Origin of the sequence: Streptomyces sp. Je 1-332, assembly GCF_040730185.1 — a bacterium.
Taxonomy (GTDB): Bacteria; Actinomycetota; Actinomycetes; order Streptomycetales; family Streptomycetaceae; genus Streptomyces.
Genome location: NZ_CP160402.1, coordinates 5455863 through 5473889, shown reverse-complemented (window position 1 = coordinate 5473889; position 18027 = coordinate 5455863). Strand labels below are relative to the sequence as shown.

The 18027-nt window shown below is 68.4% G+C and carries 14 protein-coding genes and 1 riboswitch; of the genes, 8 read left to right on the top strand and 6 right to left on the bottom strand.

The genetic code is table 11. The annotated features are described in order from the left end of the window. Positions 1 to 21: 21 nt before the first annotated feature. Positions 22 to 1488 carry a PAS domain-containing sensor histidine kinase gene (locus ABXJ52_RS24895; protein ID WP_367049244.1) on the bottom strand — a complete coding sequence of 489 codons (1467 nt, stop codon included), beginning with the start codon at positions 1486 to 1488 and terminating at the stop codon, positions 22 to 24. Positions 1489 to 2056: 568 nt separating this feature from the next. On the opposite strand from ABXJ52_RS24895, the gene nagB reads away from it, so the two are divergent. Continuing rightward, on the top strand, positions 2057 to 2842 hold the full coding sequence (gene nagB, locus ABXJ52_RS24890) for a glucosamine-6-phosphate deaminase (RefSeq protein WP_367049242.1): 786 nt from the start codon (positions 2057 to 2059) through the stop codon (positions 2840 to 2842). Positions 2843 to 2982: 140 nt separating this feature from the next. Here the strand turns inward: nagB and ABXJ52_RS24885 are convergent, their stop codons facing one another. The 4 genes from ABXJ52_RS24885 to ABXJ52_RS24870 all read right to left on the bottom strand — a co-directional run bounded on the left by ABXJ52_RS24885 (position 2983) and on the right by ABXJ52_RS24870 (position 7688). After that, positions 2983 to 4476, bottom strand: a complete 1494-nt coding sequence (locus ABXJ52_RS24885; protein ID WP_367044895.1) for a glycoside hydrolase family 3 protein — start codon at positions 4474 to 4476, stop codon at positions 2983 to 2985. A gap of 8 nt (positions 4477 to 4484) precedes the next feature. After that, positions 4485 to 5327: a carbohydrate ABC transporter permease gene (locus tag ABXJ52_RS24880; protein WP_367044894.1), complete on the bottom strand. Its 843-nt coding sequence runs from the start codon at positions 5325 to 5327 to the stop codon at positions 4485 to 4487. Beyond that, complete coding sequence (locus tag ABXJ52_RS24875) at positions 5324 to 6304, bottom strand: sugar ABC transporter permease (protein WP_367044893.1); 981 nt, start codon at positions 6302 to 6304, stop codon at positions 5324 to 5326. The genes ABXJ52_RS24880 and ABXJ52_RS24875 overlap by 4 nt, the downstream gene beginning before the upstream one ends. Positions 6305 to 6410: 106 nt before the next feature. Then, positions 6411 to 7688, bottom strand: coding sequence for an extracellular solute-binding protein (locus ABXJ52_RS24870; RefSeq protein ID WP_367044892.1), 1278 nt, complete (start codon positions 7686 to 7688; stop codon positions 6411 to 6413). Between the two features lie 286 nt (positions 7689 to 7974). Here ABXJ52_RS24870 and ABXJ52_RS24865 point away from each other — a divergent pair, with 286 nt between their 5' ends. Next, a complete protein-coding gene (locus tag ABXJ52_RS24865; protein WP_367044891.1) occupies positions 7975 to 8748 on the top strand; it encodes a GntR family transcriptional regulator in 774 nt (257 codons plus the stop codon). A 137-nt stretch (positions 8749 to 8885) separates the two neighbouring features. Here ABXJ52_RS24865 and ABXJ52_RS24860 read toward each other — a convergent pair whose 3' ends face one another. After that, positions 8886 to 9458, bottom strand: a complete 573-nt coding sequence (locus ABXJ52_RS24860) for a hypothetical protein (RefSeq protein ID WP_367044890.1) — start codon at positions 9456 to 9458, stop codon at positions 8886 to 8888. Positions 9459 to 9652: 194 nt separating this feature from the next. Here ABXJ52_RS24860 and ABXJ52_RS24855 point away from each other — a divergent pair, with 194 nt between their 5' ends. The 6 genes from ABXJ52_RS24855 to ABXJ52_RS24830 all read left to right on the top strand — a co-directional run bounded on the left by ABXJ52_RS24855 (position 9653) and on the right by ABXJ52_RS24830 (position 17881). Continuing rightward, complete coding sequence (locus ABXJ52_RS24855; RefSeq protein WP_367044889.1) at positions 9653 to 11806, top strand: carbon starvation CstA family protein; 2154 nt, start codon at positions 9653 to 9655, stop codon at positions 11804 to 11806. Beyond that, a complete protein-coding gene (locus ABXJ52_RS24850; RefSeq protein ID WP_367044888.1) occupies positions 11803 to 12000 on the top strand; it encodes a YbdD/YjiX family protein in 198 nt (65 codons plus the stop codon). Before ABXJ52_RS24855 ends, ABXJ52_RS24850 begins: the two co-directional genes overlap by 4 nt. A 121-nt stretch (positions 12001 to 12121) precedes the next feature. Further along, positions 12122 to 12391 (top strand): DUF3311 domain-containing protein, encoded by a 270-nt coding sequence (locus ABXJ52_RS24845; protein ID WP_367044887.1) that lies wholly within the window; start codon positions 12122 to 12124, stop codon positions 12389 to 12391. Further along, entirely contained in the window at positions 12388 to 14037 is a 1650-nt protein-coding gene (gene mctP / locus ABXJ52_RS24840) for a monocarboxylate uptake permease MctP (protein WP_367044886.1), read from the top strand. Before ABXJ52_RS24845 ends, mctP begins: the two co-directional genes overlap by 4 nt. A 140-nt stretch (positions 14038 to 14177) precedes the next feature. Beyond that, positions 14178 to 14255, top strand: a riboswitch (cobalamin riboswitch). Between the two features lie 159 nt (positions 14256 to 14414). Next, complete coding sequence (locus ABXJ52_RS24835; RefSeq protein ID WP_367044885.1) at positions 14415 to 16859, top strand: ribonucleoside-diphosphate reductase subunit alpha; 2445 nt, start codon at positions 14415 to 14417, stop codon at positions 16857 to 16859. Then, positions 16859 to 17881, top strand: a complete 1023-nt coding sequence (locus ABXJ52_RS24830) for a ribonucleotide-diphosphate reductase subunit beta (protein ID WP_367044884.1) — start codon at positions 16859 to 16861, stop codon at positions 17879 to 17881. Before ABXJ52_RS24835 ends, ABXJ52_RS24830 begins: the two co-directional genes overlap by 1 nt. Positions 17882 to 18027 lie beyond the last annotated feature (146 nt).

Here is an 18027-nt window from a genome sequence, read left to right as displayed (position 1 = left end):
GCACTTCCCTGCCCGCGTGCGCTACTTGTCGGCGCGCACCGGGATGTCGAGGAGGACCTGCGTGCCGCGCTCCGGGGCGCGCACCATGTCGAACGTGCCGCCCATCTCGCCCTCCACCAGGGTGCGGACGATCTGAAGGCCGAGGTTGCCCGAGCGGTGCGGATCGAAGCCGTCGGGCAGGCCGACGCCGTCGTCCTGGACGGTGATCAGGAGACGGGCGTCCTTGCTGGTGCCGCCACGCACGGCCGAGACCTCGACCGTGCCGGTGTCCCCTTCCTGGAAGCCGTGCTCCAGGGCGTTCTGGAGAATCTCCGTGAGGACCATCGACAACGGGGTCGCGACCTCGGCGTCCAGGATGCCGAAGCGGCCGGTGCGCCGGCCGGTGACCTTGCCGGGCGAGATCTCGGCGACCATCGCGAGGACACGGTCGGCGATCTCGTCGAACTCCACACGCTCGTCCAGGTTCTGGGACAGCGTCTCGTGCACGATCGCGATGGAGCCCACGCGGCGTACGGCCTCTTCGAGGGCTTCGCGGCCGGTGGCGGAGTCGATGCGGCGCGCCTGGAGGCGAAGGAGCGCGGCGACCGTCTGGAGGTTGTTCTTCACCCGGTGGTGGATCTCCCGGATGGTCGCGTCCTTGGTGATCAACTCCCGCTCGCGACGGCGCAGTTCGGTGACGTCGCGGAGCAGGACGAGCGAACCGATGCGCGGGCCCTTGGGCTTGAGCGGGATCGCGCGGAGCTGGATCACGCCGTCGCCGCCCTCGATCTCGAACTCGCGGGGCGCCCAGCCGCTGGCGACCTTGGCGAGCGCCTCGTCCACCGGGCCGCGGGACGGGGCGAGTTCGGCGGTCGCCGTGCCGAGGTGGTGGCCGACCAGGTCCGCCGCGAGGCCGAGGCGGTGGTACGCGGAGAGCGCGTTCGGCGACGCGTACTGGACGATGCCGTCCGCGTCGAGCCGGAGCAGACCGTCGCCCACACGCGGGGAGGCGTCCATGTCGACCTGCTGGCCGGGGAACGGGAAGGACCCCGCGGCGATCATCTGGGCCAGGTCGGACGCCGACTGGAGGTAGGTCAGTTCGAGGCGCGAAGGGGTGCGCACCGTGAGCAGGTTCGTGTTGCGGGCGATGACCCCGAGGACCCGCCCTTCCCTGCGTACGGGGATGGACTCGACCCGCACCGGGACCTCTTCGCGCCACTCGGGGTCGCCCTCGCGCACGATGCGGCCCTCGTCGAGGGCGGCGTCGAGCAGCGGGCGGCGGCCGCGCGGGACGAGGTGGCCGACCATGTCGTCCTGGTAGGAGGTGGGCCCGGTGTTGGGCCGCATCTGCGCCACGGAGACATAGCGGGTGCCGTCGCGGGTGGGAACCCACAGCACGAGGTCGGCGAAGGAGAGGTCGGAGAGCAGCTGCCACTCCGAGACCAGCAGATGCAGCCACTCGAGATCGGAGTCACCGAGAGCGGTGTGCTGGCGTACGAGGTCGTTCATGGAGGGCACGTGTGCGAGCGTACCTGGCACGTCCGGCGGGCCTGCTCCGGGAGAATCCCGACGAGCCGCGGCGCCAGGGCGGGACCCTCAACCCACCCACGGCACCGCAGCCCTTCAGGAACACCGACCACCGGAATGTGCGGTACCGGACGGTCGATCTAAGGATCCGACACGGTCAGGGCAGAGAGTGCCGGTTCCTCGGTCCGCCCTCCTGTGCGGGAAGGGCGGATGCTTTTACCCACGCATTGTGGACTAGACCATTCGCTTGTGTCTACGCGTCGGCAGATGTTTGTTGTACATCGGGCCGGACCCGCATGGCCAGCTCGGCCACCGCTTCCAGCGTCGGCGGGGCTCGACCTGCGAAGGCACCCCGGAGCGCCGAGCATGGAACGGGAGTGACGCGTCGACGGGAGGCGGGAACGCGTGACGCAAGGCGGGAACCCGAAGCCCCGGAAGCGGGGGACCTGGCGGGCCAGCTCTGCTAGATTGGTCTATACCACATAGCCAGTTGTCCCCCGTGGGTCCTCTCTCCGGGCCCGTGAGCCCTCTCCAGATCGGCAGGCCCAGCGTGGAAGTTGTCATCGTCCCGGACGCCAAGGCAGGCGGCGAGCTCATCGCGGAGGCCATGGCCGCCTTGGTCCGCCGCAAGCCTGACGCCCTGCTCGGTGTCGCCACCGGATCCACCCCGCTGCCCATCTACGAAGCCCTGGCCGCCAAGGTCGGCTCCGGTGCCGTGGACGCGTCGCAGGCGCGGATCTGCCAGCTCGACGAGTACGTGGGGCTGCCCGCCGGGCACCCCGAGTCCTACCGCTCCGTGGTGCTGCGCGAGGTCGTCGAGCCGCTGGGGCTCAGCGAGAAGTCCTTCATGGGGCCCGACGGCAGCGCACAGGACGTGCAGGCGGCCTGCGAGGCGTACGACCAGGCGCTCGCGGACGCCGGGGGTGTGGACCTCCAGCTGCTCGGGATCGGCACGGACGGGCACATCGGGTTCAACGAACCGTGCTCCTCGCTCGCCTCGCGTACGCGGATCAAGACGCTGACGGAGCAGACGCGGGTGGACAACGCGCGCTTCTTCGACGGGGACATCGAGCAGGTGCCGCACCACGTGATCACGCAGGGGATCGGGACGATCCTCGAAGCCCGGCATCTGGTGCTGCTCGCCACCGGTGAGGGCAAGGCGGACGCGGTGGCCGCGACGGTGGAGGGACCTGTCGCCGCCGTCGTTCCGGCTTCGGCTCTGCAGTTGCACCGGCATGCGACGGTCGTCGTGGACGAGGCGGCTGCCGCCAAGCTGAAGCTCGGGGAGTACTTCCGGGCCACGTATGCGGCGAAGCCTGCCTGGCAAGGGCTTTAGTCGGGCCCCTGGGCCCTGAGCGGAGGTGCCGGGCCTGCCCCCCTGCTGGGGGGCGGTCCGGCACCTTTTTGCTTGTGCCTCACCCGCGGGTGCGTGGGGGCTGGGCGCGCAGTTCCCCGCGCCCCTTAAGGGGCGCTCTCCTACGCCCCTGTGATCACCTCTGCCGCCGCCAGACCGCACACCCTTGCCGCGCCGTGGGTGGCGATGTGGAGGGAGCCCGTCGGGGCGGACTGGGGGACGCCCATCTCGACCACGATGGTGTCGGGGCGGGCCGTCAGGAGGGTGGTCAGGGACTCCGCCATCCACGTGTGGCGGTGGGCATCGCGGACGACGGCCACGATCCGACGCTCCCCCGCCTCCGAGAGGGCCAGCGCACCCGCGTCCGCGCCCGTGAAACTGCCGGTCTCCGTGCCGGGGAGCAGGCGTTCCAGCTCCGCGGCCACGCCCCACGGGGTCTCGTCGCCCACCGCGATGTTGGCCATCGGCGTGAAGGCGGCGACGAACGGAGCTTCGGTGAGCGGGGCCGCGTAGGTCTCGCCCCGGGTGACCGTCAGGGCGCGGCGGGCCGCGACCAGGCCGACTTCGGTGCCGGGCGCGCCCCCCGAACGATCGGCCGCGCCCGACACCGAAGTCCAGTGGGCCAACGCCCGTACACGCGTGGCCGCGTCGGCGAGGCGCTCCTCGGAGAGCTCGCCCGCGCGCACGGCCCCGACCAGCGCGTCGCGCAGGCGCAGGACCGTGTCGTCGTCCGCGAGGCCACCGCCCACGCAGATCGCGTCGGCGCCCGCGGCGATGGCGAGGACGCTGCCGCGCTCGATGCCGTACGTGGCGGAGATGGCCTGCATCTCCATGCCGTCCGTGACGATCAGGCCGTCGTACCCGAGTTCCTCGCGCAGGATTCCTGTCAGGATGCGGTGCGAGAGCGTCGCCGGGTACTCCGCGTCCAGCGACGGGACGAGGATGTGCGCGCTCATCACGGCGCGCGTGCCCGCGGCGATCGCGGCCCGGAACGGCGCCAGGTCACGCGCCCTGAGCACCTCGGGGTCGACGCCGATGCGCGGCACGTCATGGTGCGAGTCGACCGCGGTGTCGCCGTGCCCCGGGAAGTGCTTGGTGCAGGCGGCGACGCCCGCGGACTGCAGTCCCTCGACGTAGGCGGCGGTGTGCCGGGCCACCAGGAGCGGGTCGGCGCCGAAGGAGCGTACGCCGATGACGGGGTTGTCCGGGTTGGAGTTGACGTCGGCGGACGGCGCCCAGTTGAGGTTGACGCCGCACGCGGCGAGCCGGCGGCCGAGCTCGGCGGCCACGTCACGGGTGAGCGCCGTGTCGTCGACCGCGCCGAGCGCGTGGTTGCCGGGGAAGGAGGAGCCGGAGCGGACCTCCAGGCGGGTCACGTCACCGCCCTCCTCGTCGATGGCGACCAGGACGTCGTCGCGCTCGGCACGCAACTGGGCCGTCAGGGCGGCCAGTTGTTCGGGCGAGGCGATGTTGCGGCCGAACAGGCCGACCGATGCGAGGCCCTCACCGATCCTGCGGAGCAGCCAGTCCGGCGCGCTGGTCCCGACGAAGCCGGGCTGCAGGACGGTCAGGGCGTCGCGGGTCAGAGTGTCGGTGGGGCTGGTAAGTGTCGTCATTTGGCGTGTTATCCCTTCACGGCACCGTCGGTCAGACCGCTGACGGCCCTGCGCTGCAGGAAGACGAAGAGGACGAGGATCGGGATGGCGAAGAGCGAGGCGGCGGCCATGGTGGCGCCCCAGTCGTCGCCGTAGACAGACCGGAAGCCGGAGAGCCACACCGGCAGCGTCTTGGCCTCCGCCTCCTTGTTGAGGACAAGCACCAGCGGGAATTCGTTCCAGGCGGTGATGAAGCCGAAGAGCGAGGTCGACATCAGGCCCGGTGCGAGCAGCGGCAGGATCACCCGGCGGAACGCCTGCATCCGGGAACAGCCGTCGACCATCGCCGACTCCTCGAGCTCACGCGGCACCGCGGCGACGAAGCCGCGCAGCGTCAGGAGCGTGAAGGGCAGGATCATCACCATGTAGAACAGCGTCAGCGGAATCAGGCTGTTCAGCATGTCGGCGTCGCGCACGATGATGTAGATCGCGATGACCATGACTTCCCAGGGCGCCATCTGGGCCAGCATGAAGCCGATGATGAAGCCCTTGCGGCCCTTGAAGCGCATCCGGGCGAGTGCGAACGCCGCCGCGAGGCCGATGATCAGCGAGAAGACCACGGCGAGCAGCGTGACGGTGAGGGAGTTGCCGACCATCGTCCAGAAGTGGTCGGCGTTGACGGCCGTCTTGAAGTGCTCGAACGTCACGTCGGTCGGCAGCCAGACCGGGTCCTCGCTGATGATGTCGCCGGTCGGCTTGAAGGCCGTGGCGAACATCCAGTAGACCGGGAAGGCGAACCCGATGAAGAGCACGACGGCCACCGCGTTGGGCCAGATCCGGCGGAGCCGCCGAGACGAAGCGTTGCGCGTCACAGCTCGTCCTCCCCTTGCTTGAGCACGATCCGCAGATAGAAGGAGGTCAGGGCCAGCAGGATGACGATCGTGAGCAGCGCGATCGCCGCACCCATGCCGAAGTGCTGGTTGCCCATGCCCTCGATGTAGGCGTAGACGGGCAGGATCTCGGTGAGCCGGTCGGGGCCGCCCTCGTTGAGCGCCATGACCTGCGCGAACGCCTTGAAGACCCAGATGATCTCCAGGAACGTCGTCGCGTAGAGGAAGGGCTTCATGTACGGCAGCGTGACGTTCGTGAACCGCTTCCACGCTCCTGCGCCGTCCAGCGACGCGGCTTCGTAGAGCTCCTTGGGGATCGTCGTCGTCGCGGCGTACAGGTTGATCGCCACGAACGGGATCGACTGCCAGACGATCAGGACGATGACCACGAAGAACGTGGAGTACTGGCTGCCCATCCAGTCGTAGTCGGCCATCGAGTGCCAGCCGGCCTTGTCCAGGACCCAGTTGACGACGCCGAAGCGGGTCGCGAACAGCCACTGGTAGACGGTGGTCGACGCGATGATCGGCATGGCCCAGGCGAGCACGAGTCCGACCAGGAGCAGCGTCCGCATCCGCTTGCCGAGCCGCGCGAGCAGCAGGCCCACCAGCGTGCCGAGCAGCATGATCAGTACGACGTTGACCGCGGTGAACGCGATCGAGCGCCCGGTGACCCGCCAGAAGTCCTCGCCGCTGAGGACCTCCTTGAAGTTGTCGATCCCGTTCCACTCCGTGAGGTGCAGGATGAACTGCCTCATGTTGAGGTTCTGGAACGACAGGATCCCGTTGTTGACCAGCGGCCAGCCGAGGAACACCAGGGTGGCCGCGATCGCGGGAAGCAGGAGCAGATAGGGGGCGAGCGACCGGGCCCGCTCGCGGGGCTTGCCGGGATCAGCCGGCCGTCCGTCCGTTTTCACGACGTCCGTCGGGCCGGAGGGCGGCCGTTCGGTCTGCACGGTCATGCTCGCCATCTCTTTCGTGGGCATCGCGGAACGCAGCGCTGCGCCGGGGCACCGGGCCCGGGGGTGATGACACCCCGGGCCCGGAATCCCCGGCAGGAGTACGCCCTTACTGCTTCTGCGCCAGGCGCTTGTTGAACTCGCCCTCGACCTGTTCGGCGGCGTCGGCGTTCGACTTACCGTTGAGCACCGCGGTCATGTAGTTCTTGATCGGGTTCGGCGGGTTCTCCACCGCGGCCCACTCCGGGATCAGCGGGGTCGTGCCGCCACCGGCGGTCGCGGGGGCCATCGCCTCGGCGGCCGGGTTGCCCTTGAGCTGGGCCTCCAAGGCCTGCTTGTTCGGGATGACGCCGCCTTCCTTGGCGAGCGCACCCTCGAACTTGTCCGACAGCGCGATCTTCAGGAACTCCTTGGCGAGCTCCTGCTTCTTGCTGGTCGCGGCGACGGCGAGGTTCGAGCCGCCCAGGAAGACGCCCTCGGGCTTGTCGGCCGTGGCACCGGGGATGGTGAAGTAGCCGATGTTCTCCTCGAACTTCTTGTCCTTGCTGGCCTTGATCGCGGTCGCGGCCTCCCAGCTCATGCCGATGAAGGCGCCGGTCTTGCCCTTGGCGAAGACCTCGGCCTGCTGTGGGGTGGCCTCGTCCTTGTTCTTGGGGGCCTTGGAGAGGTCCGCGAACTCCTTGTACGTCTTCATGGCCTTGGCGACCTTGGGGTCGGTCAGGTTGGAGACGTACTTGTCGCCGTCCTTCTTGACCAGTTCGGCGCCCTCACCGATGGTCAGGCCGACGAAGTGGTACCAGTTCTGGCCCGGCAGGTAGATCGGCTCGGCGTCCGTCTTGGACTCGATCGTCTTGAGGTTCTTCAGGAACTCCGCGCGGGTCTTGGGCGTCTCCTTGATGCCCGCGTCGGCCCAGACCTTCTTGTTGTAGATGACGACGCGGTTCAGGACGAACCACGGGGCGGCGTACTGCTTGCCGTCCACGACCGAGGACTCGTTGATCGACTCGGTCCAGTCGGCGCCGACCCCTTCCTTGAGGTCGCCGAGCTCGGCGAGCCCGCCGGTCTTGGCGTACGCGGCGGTCTGCGTGTTGCCGATCTCGAAGACGTCCGGCGGGTTCTCCTCGGAGAGGGCGGTCGTCAGCTTCTGCTGGATGCCGTTCCACTGCTGGACTTCGAGGTTCAGCTTGGCGCCGGTCTTCTTCTCGAAGGCGGCCTTGACGTCCTTGGTCCAGCCGTCCGGCGTTGAGCCGTCCATCGCCCAAAGCGTCAGGGTCTCCCCCTTGAAGCTGTCGGCTCCCCCGGCCTTCTTGTCGTCGTCGCTGCCACAGGCCGCGATCGAGACCAACATGCCCGCGACACCGATGGCCGCTATGAGCTTGCGCTTCACGTCACCCTCCTCAAGGGATGCCAGTCAACCCCCCACCCGCAGCGACCAAATGGACCGAGATCTGCCCGTGGGACTGGAACCTGGTCTTTAATGGTGTAGACCAGTACGGGGAGCTTGGCCTAGACCTTTAGGGGTGTCAAGGGTGTATAAGAAGGGCTGTCAGGTCCGTTATCGGACCGACACCTGAGCGGGCACGGTGTGCCCGGCCCGGTACGTGCCACGATGTGAGCCGCGACAGACGGAGGAGCCGGTGACGGCAGCAGCACAGGAGCCGGGAAGGCAGAGCATGGGCACTGAGGCCGGCAGTACAGGAACCGACGTGGACGGGACCCCGAGCGTCGGCCGCACCGCGCGCGTGCCCAAGTACTACCGCCTGAAGCGGCACTTGCTCGACATGACGGAGACGCTGCCGCCCGGCACCCCGGTCCCGCCGGAGCGCACGCTGGCCGCCGAGTTCGACACCTCCCGCACGACGGTGCGCCAGGCCCTGCAGGAGCTGGTCGTCGAGGGCCGCCTGGAGCGGATCCAGGGCAAGGGCACCTTCGTGGCCAAGCCCAAGGTCTCCCAGGCCCTCCAACTCACCTCCTATACCGAGGACATGAGGGCCCAGGGCCTCGAACCCACCTCGCAGCTCCTGGACATCGGCTACATCACCGCCGACGACACCCTCGCCGGACTGCTCGACATCAGTACGGGCGGCCGGGTGCTCAGAATCGAGCGGCTCCGCCTGGCCAACGGCGAGGCGATGGCCATCGAGACGACGCACCTCTCCGCCAAGCGCTTCCCGGCCCTGCGCCGCTCCCTGGTGAAGTACACCTCGCTCTACACCGCACTCGCCGAGGTGTACGACGTCCACCTCGCGGAAGCCGAGGAGACCATCGAGACCTCGCTCGCCACCCCGCGCGAGGCCGGCCTGCTCGGCACGGACGTGGGCCTGCCGATGCTGCTCCTGTCGCGGCACTCCCTGGACGGCGGCGGGCAGCCGGTGGAATGGGTCCGTTCGGTCTACCGCGGCGACCGCTACAAATTCGTGGCGCGCCTGAAGAGGCCCGTGGACTGAGCGCTCCATACAAGCATGGCGCCGATCGCCCGCCCGCCGATCGGCGCCACACATTGCTCACAACAGACATCCGGAAGGCCGCTTCCCCGAGAACAGGAAAGCGGCCTTCCTCGATGTGCACCTACACACCAATAGAGCTACACGCCACGCTTACTGATCTCGAGTTCGACAGCACCCTTCAATTTGCCGCCGCCGCCGCACTTCGCCACCGAGTTCGTGGACTTCTTCCAGGGGCCGCGCTTGGTCCACGTGTCGCTTCCCTTCTTGCACGTGACGCGAGCCCTGACTTTCCTGTCCCTGATGTTCTGGCAGTTGGCGGACGCGGCCTTACTCGAGGTCTTGCGGACGGAGCACTTCGGGTAGGGGCGTTCGTTGTTCTTGAACTCCACCTGCAACGCAACCACCTTCGCTCCGCAGTTGGCGGTGCCGACCTCGGGGCGCCCCACCCCCTCCCAGCCGCTTCGCTTCGCAAAGGTTCCGTTGCCGTCCCCACGCAGGCATGTCGCCAACGTTCGATAGGCGTTGGCCGTCGCGGTACCCCGGCAGTGGCTGTACGCCTTCTTGCCGCTGCCCGACTTCCAGGTCTTGCAGGCAATATGTGGCACGTCTGCCGCCGCCTCTGCCGCTTGCGCAGGAGCGGCCCCTGAAATGCTGCCCATGAGCAGTGTGGCAGCAATGCCCGTAGCGGCAAATATGTTCCGCTTGGTCATGCGGAATCCCCGTATCTATCGGTGCGAAAGTGGCCAACTGGCCAGATACACAAGCTAGTCGACTCGCCCCGTCCACTTCAAGGTCTGGACCAATCAATCTTTCGGTGGAATCAGTTCCTCGCTATAGCAGAACGTCTCCCCTTGCTCTACCGTCTTTCCCGATATCGCATGATCGGGAGGGCACCCCTGTGCGCATGGCAGCTTCACGAGCAAACCCCCGATCCATCGTCATCTGGTCCCTCGTCGCGCTGGTGGGCGCCGCGGGCTGGACCGTGCTCGCGCTCTCGCGGGACGAGGAGGTGTCCGCCGCCTGGATGGTGGCCGCGGCCCTCGGCTCGTACGCGATCGCCTATCGCTTCTACTCCAAGTTCATCGTCAACCGCGTCCTGAAGGTCGACAAGAAGCGGGCCACCCCGGCGGAGCGCCTCGACAACGGCATCGACTTCCACCCCACCGACCGCCGCGTCCTGCTCGGCCACCACTTCGCGGCGATCGCGGGCGCGGGCCCGCTGGTGGGGCCCGTACTGGCCGCGCAGATGGGGTACTTGCCCGGCACGATCTGGATCATCGTCGGCGTGATCTTCGCGGGTGCCGTGCAGGACATGGTCGTCCTCTTCTTCTCCACCCGGCGCGACGGCAAGTCGCTCGGGCAGATGGCGCGCGAGGAGATCGGACCCTTCGGCGGGGCCGCCGCGCTGCTCGCCGCGTTCGCCATCATGATCGTCCTGCTGGGCGTGCTCGCGCTCGTCGTCGTCAACGCGCTCGCGGACTCGCCGTGGGGCACCTTCTCCATCGCGATGACCATTCCGATCGCGCTGTTCATGGGCTTCTATCTGCGCATCCTGCGGCCAGGGCGGGTCAGCGAGGTCTCCCTCATCGGGATCACGCTGCTGCTTCTCGCGCTGGTCGCCGGGCGCTGGGTCGCCGAGTCGTCCCTCGCGGAGGCGTTCACGCTCGCGCCGTCCACCCTGGTCATCTGGCTGGTGGCGTACGGGTTCATCGCCTCGATCCTGCCGGTGTGGATGCTGCTCGCGCCGCGCGACTACCTCTCCACCTTCATGAAGATCGGCACGATCCTGCTGCTCGCGCTCGGCGTCGTCATCACCCTGCCGACGCTGAAGATGGACCCGGTGACCGACTTCGCGTCGCGCGGCGACGGGCCCGTCTTCGCGGGCTCGCTCTTCCCGTTCGTCTTCATCACCATCGCCTGCGGTGCCCTGTCCGGCTTCCACGCGCTGATCTCGTCGGGCACGACTCCGAAGATGGTCCAGAAGGAGACGCAGATCCGGATGATCGGCTACGGCTCCATGCTGATGGAGTCGTCCGTCGCGGTCATGGCGCTCATCGCGGCCAGCATCATCGACCCGGGCCTCTACTTCGCGATGAACGCGCCCGCCGGAGTCATCGGGGACAACGTCCAGGCGGCGAGCCAGGCAGTCGCGAGCTTCGGGTACTCCATCTCCCCCGAGGATCTCGCGCAGGCCGCCAAGAACGTCGAGGAGTCCTCGCTGCTCTCGCGCACCGGCGGGGCGCCCACGCTCGCGGTCGGTGTCTCCGAGATCTTCTCGAAGGTCACCGGTGGCTCCATGAAGGCGTTCTGGTACCACTTCGCGATCATGTTTGAGGCGCTGTTCATCCTCACCGCGCTCGACGCGGGCACGCGCGTGGGCCGCTTCATGCTGCAGGACATGCTCGGGAACGTCTACAAGCCCTTCAAGAACGTCAGTTGGAAGCCCGGCCTCATCATCACCAGCGCGGTCGTCACCGGCCTGTGGGGCTACTTCCTGTGGGTGGGCGTGCACGAGCCGCTCGGCGGGATCAACCAGCTCTTCCCGATCTTCGGCATCTCCAACCAGCTCCTGGCCGCGGTCGCGCTCGCCGTCTGCACGACGCTCCTGGTGAAGTCCGGTCGCCTCAAGTGGGCCTGGATCACCGGGGTCCCGCTCGCCTGGGACGCGACGGTGACGCTCACCGCGAGCTGGCAGAAGGTGTTCTCCAGCGACCCGCGTGTGGGCTTCTTCCAGCAGCGCTCGAACTACCAGGACGCGATCGACGAGGGAAAGATCCTGCCGCCCGCCAAGACCATGGACGACATGCACACCGTCGTCACCAACTCCACGGTGGACGGCGTCCTTTCCGCCGCGCTCGCCCTGCTCATCGTCATCGTGATCGCGGACGCGGCCCGCATCTGCGTGAAGCACGTCCGCAACCCACAGGCGTCGAAGCTGAGCGAGGCGGAGTACGTGGAGTCGAAGCTGACCGCGCCTGCCGGGCTCATCGCGACCCCGGAGGAGAAGGCGGAAGTGGCGGCGGCGAAGGCGGCCGAAGAGGCGAGGGTGTCGTCGTGACGTGGGTGCTGCGCGGCCTGCGCTGGGTGCGGTGGTACGCGCGGGAGTTGACCGATGAGTCCGCCTACGACCGTTATGTGGAGCACGCGCAGAGGACGCATCCCGGGGCATCCGTCCCCTCCCGGAGGGAGTTCGAGCGAATGCGGACGGACCGCCAGGAGTCCGACCCCAGGCAGGGGTTTCGCTGCTGCTGAGCAGGCGCGTCGGCCCGTCCGGCATCCGTCCGCTATCCGGACGGGGGTTCCATAGATCAATCCTCTCGCTTAGATTTCCCGCACGTTAAAGGTGGGATAAGCGAGGGAGCGGAGCCGCGAAGTGTCAGATGCGCCTGAAGTGAGCAGACCGGTGATCACGCCGGTCCGCGTGGTCGTTGCCCTCTGTCTCGTCGCGCCGTTCGTGGCGATGCTCTGGGTGAGCTCCTACGCGAAGGTCGACCCGACCTTCATCGGCATCCCGTTCTTCTACTGGTACCAGATGCTGTGGGTGCTCATCTCCACCGCTCTGACCATGATCGCTTACAAGTTGTGGCAGCGTGACCAGCGCGCCCGCAAGGCCGAGCAGGCCAAGGGGGGTGCGACCCGATGAACGTGCTCGCAGCGGACACCGGCGGCGTCAACGGCATCGCGCTCGCCGTCTTCATCTTCTTCTTCGCCGCCGTCACGGCGATGGGCTTCCTGGCCGCGCGCTGGCGCAAGGCCGAGACCGAGAGCCTGGACGAATGGGGCCTTGGCGGCCGGTCGTTCGGCACCTGGGTCACGTGGTTCCTGCTCGGCGGCGACCTCTACACCGCGTACACCTTCGTGGCCGTCCCGGCGGCGATCTACGCGGCGGGCGCGGCCGGCTTCTTCGCGGTGCCGTACACGATCCTCGTCTACCCGCTGATCTTCACCTTCCTGCCGCGGCTGTGGTCCGTCTCGCACAAGCACGGTTACGTGACCACCTCGGACTTCGTGCGCGGACGCTTCGGCTCCAAGGGGCTCTCGCTGGCCGTCGCGGTCACCGGCATCCTCGCCACGATGCCGTACATCGCGCTCCAACTGGTCGGCATCCAGGCCGTCCTTGACGTGATGGGCGTCGGCGGCGGCCCGGACACGAACTGGTTCATCAAGGACCTGCCGCTCCTGATCGCGTTCGCGGTGCTCGCCGCGTACACGTACTCGTCGGGTCTGCGCGCGCCCGCGCTGATCGCGTTCGTGAAGGATGGCCTGATCTATCTCGTCATCGCCGTCGCGATCATCTACATCCCGATCAAGCTCGGCGGCTTCGACGAGATCTTCCAGGCGGCGAACGACAAGTTCTCGTCGGCGAACGAGGCCGCGGGCAAGCCCGTCGCGGGACTCGCGCCGGGCGAGGCCGGGCAGTGGACGTACGCCACGCTGGCGCTCGGCTCCGCGCTCGCGCTGTTCATGTACCCGCACTCGATCACGGCGACGCTCTCCTCCAAGAGCCGCAACGTGATCCGCCGCAACACCACGATCCTGCCGCTGTACTCGCTGATGCTGGGGCTGCTCGCGCTGCTCGGCTTCATGGCGATCGCGGCCGGGGTCAAGGTCGAGAACGGCCAGCTGGCGATCCCGCAGCTGTTCGAGAACATGTTCCCCGACTGGTTCACCGGCGTCGCGTTCGCGGCGATCGGCATCGGCGCGCTCGTCCCGGCCGCCATCATGTCCATCGCGGCAGCGAACCTGTTCACCAGGAACATCTACAAGGACTTCCTCAAGCCGGACGCGACACCCGCGCAGGAGACCAAGGTCTCCAAATTGGTTTCGCTGCTGGTGAAGGTCGGCGCCCTGGCATTCGTCCTCACCATGGACAAGACGGTCGCGATCAACTTCCAGCTCCTGGGCGGCATCTGGATCCTGCAGACCATGCCCGCACTGGTCGGCGGCCTGTTCACGCGGTGGTTCCACCGCTGGGCGCTGCTCGCGGGCTGGGCGGTCGGCATGGTCTACGGAACGGCTGCCGCGTACGGCGTCGCCTCGCCCACGCAGAAGCACTTCGGCGGCTCGTCCGACGAGATCCCGGGCATCGGTGAGATCGGCTACATCGGCCTCACGGCGTTCGTCCTGAACGTGGTGGTCACCGTGGTCATGACCTTCGTCCTGCGCGCCATGAAGGCCCCTGACGGCATCGACGAGACGTCTCCCGGCGACTACACCGCGGACGCCGGCGACCCGGGCGTCGTGGAGGAGCTGCCGCCGGCCACGGCGGGAGCACCGGGCGGGCACTGAGCCTCTCCCTGAACGCAACGCTTGGCGCGGGCCGCCGGATTCCCCGGCGGCCCGCGCTTTTTTGTGCGCGCCGACACAAGATATGGGGCTGCCGCTCAGAGCCAGCACAAGATGTATGCTCGTGCTCGCTGTCGCCGCAGGGGAATCCGGTGCAAGTCCGGAACTGTCCCGCAACGGTGTATGAGTGCGCATTTGTCGTGCTCGCAAGTCCGAAGACCTGTCGACAGTGCGCCCGTTCCGACCGGTCCGGGTGCCGACGACGTCCGGGCCTCGTGGAATGGGCTGGTGGACGCGGAGCGCCGCCCTGCCCAGGGGCCGGGCCCCCGTGTGTTCACTCACCCCTCCCCAAGGCTCCGAGCCGAGCGAGGGAGTGCTCCGTGACCATCGCGCCAGCCGAACCTGCGTCAGCGCAGACCACCGGCGGTCAGCAGACCGCCGACGGCCCAGGAACCGCGCTGCTGCGTACCCTGACCGACCTCACCGCCGACCTCCCCGACGCCGACCCCGGCCGGGTCGCCGCAGCCGCGCTGCGGGGCCGCTCGGCCAGGGCGGACGTGGCGGAGCTGCGGGAGCTGGCGACCGAGGCCGCGGCCGGCCTCATCTCCGAGGACCCGACGTACTCGCAGCTGGCGGCCAGGCTCCTCAGCCTCAGCATCCGGGACGAGGCCGCGTCGCAGGGCGTGCGCGGCTTCTCCGACTCGGTCGCCGTGGGCCACCGCGAGGGCCTGATCGCGGACCGCACCGCCGCGTTCGTCGCCGACCACGCCGAGCGTCTCGACGGTCTCGTGGAGTCCGCCCTGGAGGACGGCGCGGACTTCCGCTTCGGCTACTTCGGCCTGCGCACCCTGCACAGCCGCTATCTCCTTCGCCACCCGATCACCCGGCACGTCATCGAGACCCCGCAGCACTTCATGCTGCGCGTCGCGAGCGGCCTCGCCGAGGACGGCTCCGCGCGCTCGGTGGACGAAGTCGCCGCCCTGTACCGCCTGATGAGCCGCCTGGACTACCTGCCGTCATCGCCGACGCTCTTCAACTCCGGCACCCGGCACCCGCAGATGTCCTCCTGCTACCTCCTCGACTCCCCGCTGGACGAGCTGGACTCCATCTACGACCGCTACCACCAGGTCGCGCGCCTCTCCAAGCACGCGGGCGGCATCGGCCTCTCGTACTCCCGCATCCGCGCCCGCGGTTCACTGATCCGCGGCACGAACGGCCACTCCAACGGCATCGTGCCGTTCCTCAAGACCCTGGACGCCTCCGTCGCCGCCGTGAACCAGGGCGGCCGGCGCAAGGGCGCTGCCGCGGTCTACCTGGAGACGTGGCACTCCGACATCGAGGAGTTCCTGGAGCTGCGCGACAACACGGGTGAGGACGCGCGCCGCACGCACAACCTCAACCTCGCGCACTGGATCCCGGACGAGTTCATGCGCCGGGTCGCCGCCAGCGAGGACTGGTCGCTGTTCTCGCCTGCCGACGTGCCCGAGCTCGTCGACCTGTGGGGCGACGAGTTCGACGCCGCCTACCGCAAGGCCGAGGCCGCGGGGCTCGCCCGCAAGACCATCCCGGCCCGCGACCTCTACGGCCGCATGATGCGCACCCTCGCGCAGACCGGCAACGGCTGGATGACGTTCAAGGACGCCGCCAACCGCACCGCCAACCAGACGGCCGAGCCCGGCCACACCGTCCACTCCTCCAACCTCTGCACGGAGATCCTGGAGGTCACGGACGACGGCGAGACGGCCGTCTGCAACCTGGGCTCGGTGAACCTCGGCGCGTTCGTGGACACGGCCGCCGGTGACATCGACTGGCAGCGGCTCGACGAGACCGTCCGTACCGCCGTCACGTTCCTCGACCGTGTCGTCGACATCAACTTCTACCCGACCGAGCAGGCCGGGAAGTCCAACGCGCGCTGGCGTCCGGTGGGCCTGGGCGCCATGGGGCTTCAGGACGTCTTCTTCCAGCTGAAGCTGCCTTTCGACTCCCCCGAGGCGCGCGCCCTCTCCACCCGTATCGCCGAGCGCATCATGCTCGCCGCGTACGAGGCATCCGCCGACCTCGCCGAGCGCCCCCAAGCGCCTTCGACAGGCTCCGGTGCAGGGGGGACCCCCATCGGCCCGCTCCCGGCCTGGGAGAAGACCCGCACCGCGCGCGGCGTGCTGCACCCCGACCACTACGGCGTCGAGCTGACCTGGCCGGAGCGCTGGGCGGCGCTGCGGGAACGTATCGCCGTGACCGGCATGCGCAACTCGCTGCTCCTCGCGATCGCGCCGACTGCCACGATCGCGTCCATCGCGGGCGTGTACGAGTGCATCGAGCCGCAGGTCTCCAACCTCTTCAAGCGCGAGACGCTGAGCGGTGAGTTCCTCCAGGTCAACGCCTACCTGGTGCAGGAGCTGAAACGGCTCGGCGTCTGGGACGCGCAGACCCGCGAGGCGCTGCGCGAGGCCAACGGCTCGGTGCAGGGCTTCAGTTGGATCCCGGCCGAGGTGCGCGAGCTCTACCGCACCGCGTGGGAGATCCCGCAGCGCGGCCTGATCGACATGGCCGCCGCGCGCACGCCGTTCCTGGACCAGGCGCAGTCCCTGAACCTGTTCCTGGAGACGCCGACCATCGGCAAGCTCTCCTCGATGTACGCGTACGCCTGGCAGCAGGGCCTGAAGACCACGTACTACCTGCGTTCGCGCCCGGCGACCCGCATCGCCCGCGCAGCGGCCGGCAAGACCGCCGAGCCCGTTCCCGTACCCGTACCCGCCCAGGCGTCGGCCGAAGAAGCCGTCGCCTGCTCCCTGGAAAACCCCGAGTCCTGCGAGGCCTGCCAGTAATGAGCTCCACCACCAACGCCGACAAGAACCTGCTCGACCCGGGCTTCGAACTGACCCTGCGCCCCATGCGCTACCCCGACTTCTACGAGCGCTACCGCGACGCGATCAAGAACACCTGGACCGTCGAGGAGGTCGACCTCCACTCGGACGTCGCCGACCTGGCGAAGCTGTCCCCGGGCGAGCAGCACATGATCGGCCGCCTGGTCGCGTTCTTCGCGACCGGCGACTCGATCGTCTCGAACAACCTCGTGCTCACCCTCTACAAGCACATCAACTCCCCCGAGGCGCGGCTCTACTTGAGCCGCCAGCTCTTCGAGGAGGCCGTGCACGTCCAGTTCTATCTGACGCTGCTCGACACCTATCTGCCCGACCCGGAGGACCGCGCGGCGGCCTTCGACGCGGTCGAGGAGATCCCCTCCATCCGTGAGAAGGCGGAGTTCTGCTTCAAGTGGATCAACGAGGTGGAGAAGCTTGACCGCCTGGAGACGCAGGCCGACCGGCGCCGCTTCCTGCTGAACCTCATCTGCTTCGCCGCGTGCATCGAGGGCCTCTTCTTCTACGGTGCCTTCGCCTACGTCTACTGGTTCCGCTCGCGCGGCCTGCTGCACGGCCTGGCCACCGGCACCAACTGGGTGTTCCGCGACGAGACGATGCACATGAGCTTCGCCTTCGACGTCGTCGACACCGTCCGCAAGGAGGAGCCTGAGCTCTTCGACGACGCCCTGGAGACGCAGGTCACCGACATGCTCAGGGAGGCCGTCGAGGCCGAGCTGCAGTTCGCTCGCGACCTGTGCGGTGAGGGCCTGCCCGGCATGAACACCGACTCCATGCGCGAGTACCTCCAGTGCGTCGCCGACCAGCGGCTCCAGCGGCTCGGCTTCGCGCCGGTCTACGGCTCCTCAAACCCGTTCTCGTTCATGGAGCTCCAGGGCGTCCAGGAGCTGACCAACTTCTTCGAGCGGCGCCCTTCGGCCTACCAGGTCGCGGTCGAGGGTTCGGTCTCCTTCGACGACGAGTTCTAGTCCCACCGGCCCGTCAGGGCTGCGCGAGGCGGCGTCCCGCGCCTCGCGCAGCTCGCGGTCGATCCGGCGGTCGTGGACGTACCCGACGAGCGAGGGTGCGGCCAGCAAAAGGAAGACGGTCAGGACGGTCACGTATCCGAGGAATG

What these genes read in the sequence shown, in the direction of transcription:
- ABXJ52_RS24895 (WP_367049244.1), bottom strand. Translation starts at nt 1,488, where the DNA reads ATGAACGACCTCGTACGCCAGCACACCGCTCTCGGTGACTCCGATCTC.
- ABXJ52_RS24865 (WP_367044891.1), top strand. Translation starts at nt 7,975, where the DNA reads ATGGGCACTGAGGCCGGCAGTACAGGAACCGACGTGGACGGGACCCCG.
- ABXJ52_RS24860 (WP_367044890.1), bottom strand. Translation starts at nt 9,458, where the DNA reads ATGACCAAGCGGAACATATTTGCCGCTACGGGCATTGCTGCCACACTG.
- ABXJ52_RS24875 (WP_367044893.1), bottom strand. Translation starts at nt 6,304, where the DNA reads ATGACCGTGCAGACCGAACGGCCGCCCTCCGGCCCGACGGACGTCGTG.
- mctP (WP_367044886.1), top strand. Translation starts at nt 12,388, where the DNA reads ATGAACGTGCTCGCAGCGGACACCGGCGGCGTCAACGGCATCGCGCTC.
- ABXJ52_RS24830 (WP_367044884.1), top strand. Translation starts at nt 16,859, where the DNA reads ATGAGCTCCACCACCAACGCCGACAAGAACCTGCTCGACCCGGGCTTC.
- ABXJ52_RS24855 (WP_367044889.1), top strand. Translation starts at nt 9,653, where the DNA reads ATGGCAGCTTCACGAGCAAACCCCCGATCCATCGTCATCTGGTCCCTC.
- ABXJ52_RS24885 (WP_367044895.1), bottom strand. Translation starts at nt 4,476, where the DNA reads ATGACGACACTTACCAGCCCCACCGACACTCTGACCCGCGACGCCCTG.